This is a genomic window from Streptomyces sp. JJ36 (assembly GCF_021696945.1).
GTDB lineage: Bacteria > Actinomycetota > Actinomycetes > Streptomycetales > Streptomycetaceae > Streptomyces.
The window spans coordinates 1-6,379 of sequence record NZ_JACYHE010000128.1 but is presented as its reverse complement, the minus strand read 5'-3'; the positions used below and the strand labels follow the sequence as shown (position 1 = coordinate 6,379).

5 protein-coding genes are annotated in these 6,379 nt (G+C 74.6%); 3 read left to right on the top strand and 2 right to left on the bottom strand.

What is annotated here, in order from left to right:
* Positions 1–193: 193 nt before the first annotated feature.
* Positions 194–2,116: a translational GTPase TypA gene (typA, locus tag HOY81_RS26415; protein ID WP_237323230.1), complete on the top strand. Its 1,923-nt coding sequence runs from the start codon at positions 194–196 to the stop codon at positions 2,114–2,116.
* A 117-nt stretch (positions 2,117–2,233) separates the two neighbouring features.
* On the opposite strand, the gene HOY81_RS26410 is transcribed toward typA, so the two are convergent.
* Together HOY81_RS26410 and HOY81_RS27525 are read right to left on the bottom strand one after the other, a co-directional pair.
* Positions 2,234–3,553, bottom strand: a complete 1,320-nt coding sequence (locus HOY81_RS26410; RefSeq protein ID WP_237323229.1) for a M14 family zinc carboxypeptidase — start codon at positions 3,551–3,553, stop codon at positions 2,234–2,236.
* A 44-nt stretch (positions 3,554–3,597) separates the two neighbouring features.
* Complete coding sequence (locus tag HOY81_RS27525) at positions 3,598–3,729, bottom strand: hypothetical protein (protein WP_272893335.1); 132 nt, start codon at positions 3,727–3,729, stop codon at positions 3,598–3,600.
* Between the two features lie 200 nt (positions 3,730–3,929).
* Here HOY81_RS27525 and HOY81_RS26405 point away from each other — a divergent pair, with 200 nt between their 5' ends.
* Positions 3,930–5,108, top strand: a complete 1,179-nt coding sequence (locus tag HOY81_RS26405) for a ThiF family adenylyltransferase (protein ID WP_237323228.1) — start codon at positions 3,930–3,932, stop codon at positions 5,106–5,108.
* A complete protein-coding gene (locus HOY81_RS26400) occupies positions 5,105–6,334 on the top strand; it encodes a hypothetical protein (protein ID WP_308341220.1) in 1,230 nt (409 codons plus the stop codon). Before HOY81_RS26405 ends, HOY81_RS26400 begins: the two co-directional genes overlap by 4 nt.
* Positions 6,335–6,379: the final 45 nt, after the last annotated feature.

Sequence of the window (6,379 nt, the reverse complement as noted above, 5' to 3'; positions counted from 1 at the left end):
GACCCCGCGCTACCAGGACATCGGCTACGTGGAGTGACGTCCTCGGGCACGGCGCGCGGCCCCCTCCGGGAGGCCGCGCGCCGTGCCCGTACCATGGACACAGGCCGCGGCGCACCACAGGAGATGAGCCCGGCGGGCGCAGGAACCGCACAGGTCGCGCCGTCATCCACGAAACCGGGAGAAGCGCCCTCGCATGCCCACCCACCCGACCACCGCACCCGACGGCCCGCGCGTGGCGCAGGCACCGCTGCACCGCGACGACGTCCGCAACGTCGCCATCGTCGCCCACGTCGACCACGGCAAAACGACCCTGGTGGACGCCATGCTCAAGCAGGCGGGGGCCTTCGCCGCCCACCAGCTCGAGTCGGTCGACGACCGCGTGATGGACTCCAACGACCTGGAGCGCGAGAAGGGCATCACCATTCTCGCCAAGAACACGGCGGTGCGGTACCACCCGAAGAGCGGCGGCGGCCCGGTCGTCATCAACATCATCGACACCCCCGGCCACGCCGACTTCGGTGGCGAGGTGGAGCGCGGCCTGTCCATGGTGGACGCGGTGGTGCTGCTGGTGGACGCCTCCGAGGGGCCGCTGCCGCAGACCCGCTTCGTGCTGCGCAAGGCGCTGCAGGCCCGGCTGCCGGTGATCCTCTGCATCAACAAGACGGACCGGCCGGACGCCCGGATCTCCGAGGTCGTCGACGAGACCTACGACCTCTTCCTCGACCTGGACGCGGACGAGGAGCAGATCGAGTTCCCCATCGTCTACGCCTGTGCACGGGACGGCGTCGCCTCGCTGACCCAGCCGGACGACGGCACGGTGCCGGCGGACAGCGACAGTCTGGAGCCGTTCTTCACCACGCTGCTGGAGACGGTGCCGGCGCCGGTGTACGAGGCCGGGGCGCCGCTCCAGGCGCACGTCACCAACATCGACGCGGACAACTTCCTCGGCCGCATCGCCCTGTGCCGGGTGAAGAACGGCACCCTGAAGAAGGGACAGACCGTCGCCTGGATGAAGCGGGACGGCAGCGTGCAGAACGTCCGCATCACCGAGCTGATGATGACGGACGCGCTCACCCGCAAGCCCGCGGAGCAGGCCGGGCCGGGCGACATCTGCGCGGTCGCCGGCATTCCGGACATCATGATCGGCGAGACGCTGGCCGACGCGGAGCAGCCGGTCGCGCTGCCGCTCATCACCGTGGACGAGCCCGCCATCTCCATGACCATCGGCACCAACACCTCGCCGCTGGTGGGCAAGGGCGGCAAGGGCCACAAGGTGACGGCCCGGCTGGTGAAGGACCGGCTGGACCGGGAGCTGATCGGCAACGTCTCGCTCCGTGTCCTGCCCACCGAGCGCCCCGACGCCTGGGAGGTGCAGGGCCGCGGCGAGCTGGCGCTGGCCATCCTGGTGGAGACCATGCGGCGGGAGGGCTTCGAACTCACCGTCGGGAAGCCCGAGGTCGTCACCCGGGAGATCGACGGGAAGCTGCACGAGCCGGTCGAGCGTCTGACCATCGACGCCCCGGAGGAGCACCTCGGCGCCCTCACCCAGCTCATGGCGGCCCGCAAGGGGCGTATGGAGACGATGACCAACCACGGGTCCGGCTGGATCCGCATGGAGTTCCTGGTGCCGTCCCGCGGGCTCATCGGCTTCCGCACCGAGTTCCTGACCGAGACCCGCGGCACCGGGATCGCGCACTCGATCTCCGAGGGCCACGAGCCGTGGTTCGGGGAGCTGCGCACCCGCAACAGCGGCTCGCTGGTCGCGGACCGGGCCGGCTCGGCCACGCCGTACGCCATGATGAACCTCCAGGAGCGCGGCACCATCTTCGTGGAGCCGGGCACCGAGGTGTACGAAGGCATGATCATCGGGGAGAACTCCCGCTCCGACGACATGGACGTGAACATCACCAAGGAGAAGAAGCTCACCAACATGCGTGCCGCCTCCGCGGACACCACGGAGAACCTGGTGCCGCCGCGGAAGCTCTCGCTGGAGCAGTCCCTGGAGTTCTGCCGCGAGGACGAGTGCATCGAGGTGACGCCGGAGACGGTGCGGATCCGCAAGGTGGTGCTCGACCAGAAGGAGCGGGCCCGCGCGGCGTCCCGCGCCAAGCGCTGAACCCCGGGCCGGGCGCCGGTCGCCGCGGCGGCCCGGCGCCCGGCGTGCGCCGGACCTGCGCCGCACGCGCTGACTCCGCACTGATCCCGAGTCCGCCCGGCCGGCGGGAGAGAGCAGTCAGGCGTGCAGCGCGCGGTCGGCGAGGGCGAGGACCACGCCGGCCTGGTGGGCGACTTGGTCGGCCACCGGGACGGGGCGTGCCGAACGCCGGTACTCCGCGCACCAGTCGTCGATCAGCCGGCGCACCGTCGCGTGCTCCGGCTGGTCGCCGTCCAGCGCTTGGAGGAGCAGCCCTGCGGCGCGCAGCGTCAGACGGCGCCCGGCCACGTCGAGCGCCGCCACCCGGGCCCGGGTCATCGGCGGCAGCGGCGGGCCGTCGCCGGGCGGGCCCACGGGGTCCCAGGCGGCGGCCAGGCCGGGTGCCACCGTCAGCGTCTCCGTCAGCGCCGGCAGCAGCAGGTCCGCCGCCGGGCGCCCGGTCCGTACGGCAGGCAGCAGCCCGGTGACGCGGGCGCACTGCTCCCGCAGTCGTGCGCTGACGGCGGCCAGCGCGGGACCGGCAGCGGGGTGCGGGGCGGTGTCCTCGACCCGCGGGTCGGCCCACATCGGGACCTCGACGACCCCCGTGAGGGTGCCGTACCGCCACGGGTGGAACCACGTGGAGCGCGCGGTCTCGTCCGGGAGCGCACCGAACTGGTCGGGGCGGCCGGGTGGCGGCATCAGATAGGTGCCGGGCTCAGGACTGTCCCAGTAGAACGCGTCGAAGGGCCCCCTTTCCAGCGGGATGCCCCGGGCGTCGGCGTGGGCGCGCAACGGGCCGCCGAGTCCCGGCAGCGGGCGGGTGAGCTGTACCCAGCTGCCGCCGAGCTCCACTCCGTGCAGGGAGCACTGGAGCACCGGACGCAGGTCGTCCAGGAGCGCGGTCAGGGCACGCGTCTCCGGGAGCGGGGCGCCGCCGCCCGGCGGAGGCAGCCACTCCGGCTGCTCCGTGGAGCACGGCCGGAAGAACCGCCGGTAATAAGCGGGCAGTCCGGTGGCGCCGTCCCGGATCCACGGGTCGTTCCGGCGGGCGCCGTCCGGGTCGAGGCAGAGCAGGAAGTGCCAGCGGGTGTCCTCTTCCTCGTGCGTCTCCGGGCGCCGGCACAGCCGCTCGGCCAGGTACCGGATGGTGGCTCCGCCGACCGGCTCGTTGGCGTGGGCCCCGGCGACCACCAGGACCGAGCGGCTCCCGCGGCCCACGGAGAGCAGGAGGAGCGGCGCACCGCCGCGCGAGGTGCCGACGCGGCGCAGCCGGCAGTGGAGCGGGTGGCGCTCCGTCAGGGCCCGGGCCGCCGCGACCAGCTCGGTGGTGGTCGGGAAGCGCGCAGCGCGACGGGCCGGGCCGTGGCCCGGCCGCCCCTCCGGGGAGGGCTCCGCCAGGAGTTCACTGCCGTGCACTGCTGCCCCCGGGTGGGTTGCCGGCCGGTCGCGCGGTCTGCGGGCTAACCCTGCGAGTTGCTGCTGTCCCCGGTGGTCTCCTTGCGGTCCAGCCGGCGGATCCTGATGGTCGTCGGCTTGCCGGGTTCGGTGGTACCGGAGGTGCGGGGAGTGCGGGAGGTGCGGGACCGGGCCATGACTCTCTCCTCCGTCGTCGCACGGACGGGTGGGAACGGGATGCCGCCCGGGCGGGTGTGCGGACCGGGCCGGGCGGGCGCGCACCGGGCGCACTTGTCAGTACGTCACGGACCGACAAGAGTGTCAACGGCGACTTTTGACCATCCGCAGCGTGCGATCCGGGGGGAGGAGTGCGGTGCGCGGGGCACTCAGACCGAGGTTGAAGCCCGAACACCGGGGCTACCGCACGGTGGACGGCCACGTCCGGCTGGGGAGCGTGATCCACGGGATCGGCGCGGAGATCGAGGACGAGGGCGGCTGGATCTGGTCGCTCGTCGGGGTCCTGGACGGCACCCGCGGACCGGCGGGGGCTGTCGACGCGGTGGCCGGGCGCCACCCGGAAGTGCCGCGGGAACGCATCGCCGGAGCCCTGCAGGACCTGTGGCAGGCCGGTTTCCTGGAGGACGCCGCAGCCGTTCCGCCGCCCGGGCTCGGTATACGCGACCGGGAGCGGCACCGGCGCGGCGCGGAGCTGCTGCGCTGGATCGACCTCACGCCGCGCGCGGGGCCCTGGGAGCTCCAGGAGCGGCTGCGCCGCTCGCGGGTGCTGCTCGTCGGGGTCGGCGGTACGGGCGGTACCGCGGCGCAGAGCCTGGTCGCCGCGGGCGTGGGCCGGCTGCATCTGGTCGATCCGGACACGGTGGAGCTGTCCAACCTGAACCGCCAGCAGCTCTACACCGAGCGGGACGTGGGCCGGGCCAAGACGGATGCCGCAGTCGCCCGGCTGCGCGAGGTGAACTCGGACGTGACCGTCACCGGCGAACGCCGGGAGGTCACCGGCCGGGACGTGCTGGCCGGGCTGCTGGGCACCCCCTGCGCGTACGACCTGCTGGTGCTCACCGCCGACCGGCCACCGGTCCTCCGCCGCTGGGCGAACCGGGCATGTCTGGCGGCCGGCATCCCCTGGACGGACGGCGGCTACCACGGCCCGGTGGTCAGCGCCGGCCTGCACATGCCGGGCAGTGGGGCGTGCTGGGAGTGCCATCGCGCCGGAGAGGTGGCCCGCCGGGACCTGCGACTGCCGCCCGGCGCGGACGAGGAACAGGCCTCGCCTCGGATGGACTGGAACCCGGCCAACGCGGTGACCGCCGGCCTCTCCGGCAGTCTGGTGGCCTACGCCGCGCTGACCCTGCTCACCGGGGCGCCGCCCGTGGAGCCGGGGTTCCGCTTCGGGATGAACCTGATGCTGCCGGGGGAGGAGCTGCTGGACCGCTTCCCGCGCCGGGCCGACTGCCCGGCCTGCGGGGAGCCCGGCCCGGGCCGCACGGGGCGGGGCCTGCGGGAGAGGGCGCCGGAGGAGCCGCCTGCCTCTTCGGCGGCTCCTCCGGAACCGGCGTGACCGAGTCCCCGCCGGCGACACAGGTCACCCTGCATCCCCTGGCGATGCGGGAGGACCACGGCGAGTGGCTGGTAGGCCGCCCGGAGACCGGCGTGTGCGTGGCCCTGCCGGACGACGGGGTGACGGTGCTGCGGCTGCTGGAGCAGGGGCTGACGGTGCCGGAGACGGCCGCGCGGCTGCCCGGCCTGGCCGTGGACGCCTTCCTGCACGACCTGGTGGACCTCGGCTTCGTCGCCGCACTCGACGGGCGGCCGGTGCCGCAGCCGGACCCGCCGCGCCCCACCTTCCCCAGGCTGCGCCCGGCCCATGTGCGGTGGACGCTCTCCCCGCTGCTGCCCGTGCTGCTGGGTCTGCTGCTCGCGGTCGCCGCCGGGCTGCTGGTGGCGCGGCCGGAGCTGCTCCCCACTTTCCGGAACCTGTTGTGGAGCCCGCACGGCAGTCTGGTGCTGGCGGTCGGCTTCGGCGCCGGGTGGCTGCTTCTGCTGCTGCACGAGTGCGCCCACCTGGCCACCGCCCGGGCCGTCGGCGTCCCGGCACGCATGCGGCTCGGCACCCGGTTGCAGTTCCTGGTGATGCAGACCGACATCAGCGGCATCGAGCTGGCGGACCGCCGCCACCGACTGACCGCCTATCTGGCCGGGATCGCGGTCAACCTGGCGGTGGGGGCGGGCGCGCTGCTGCTGCTCGCGCCGCTGGACCCGGGCGGCACCGCCCACCGGGTGCTCGCCGCCACCGTGCTGCTCGCCGTGCTGCCGCTCCCCTTCCAGCTCATGGTCTTCATGCGGACGGACCTCTACTTCGTCCTCCAGGACCTCACCGGCTGCCGCGACCTCTACGGGGACGGGGCCGCGTACGCCCGGTACGTGGGGCGGCGGGTGCGGCGCGCCGTCCGGAAGGGGCGGCGGGGCGCCGGGGCGCCCGCCGACCCGAGCCGGGCCCTGCCGCCCCGGGAACGGCGGGCGGTGCGGCTCTACAGCCTGGTCCAGGTCTGCGGCACGGTGGCCTGCCTGGCCGTGCTGGCCACGGTCACGCTGCCGGTGGACCTGGCGCTGCTGCACCGGGCGGCCGTGCGGCTGGCAGGGCCGGGACGGTCCGGGACCGAGCGGCTGGACGGGGCGGTGGTGCTGGCCGTGCTGGGCGGCGCCCACCTGCTCTGGGCGTGGACCTGGCGGCGGGAACGGCGCCGCCGGCGGGCGGGTGGCGGCCGCGGGGCCGGAGGGGCGTGACGCTCCGTGCGCCGACTGCGGCGCGGGCCCCGGGCGGCCGGGCCG

Excerpts from the sequence above, each read along its gene's own strand:
- typA (WP_237323230.1), top strand. The coding sequence starts at position 194 with ATGCCCACCCACCCGACCACCGCACCCGACGGCCCGCGCGTGGCGCAG.
- HOY81_RS27525 (WP_272893335.1), bottom strand. The coding sequence starts at position 3,729 with ATGGCCCGGTCCCGCACCTCCCGCACTCCCCGCACCTCCGGTACCACC.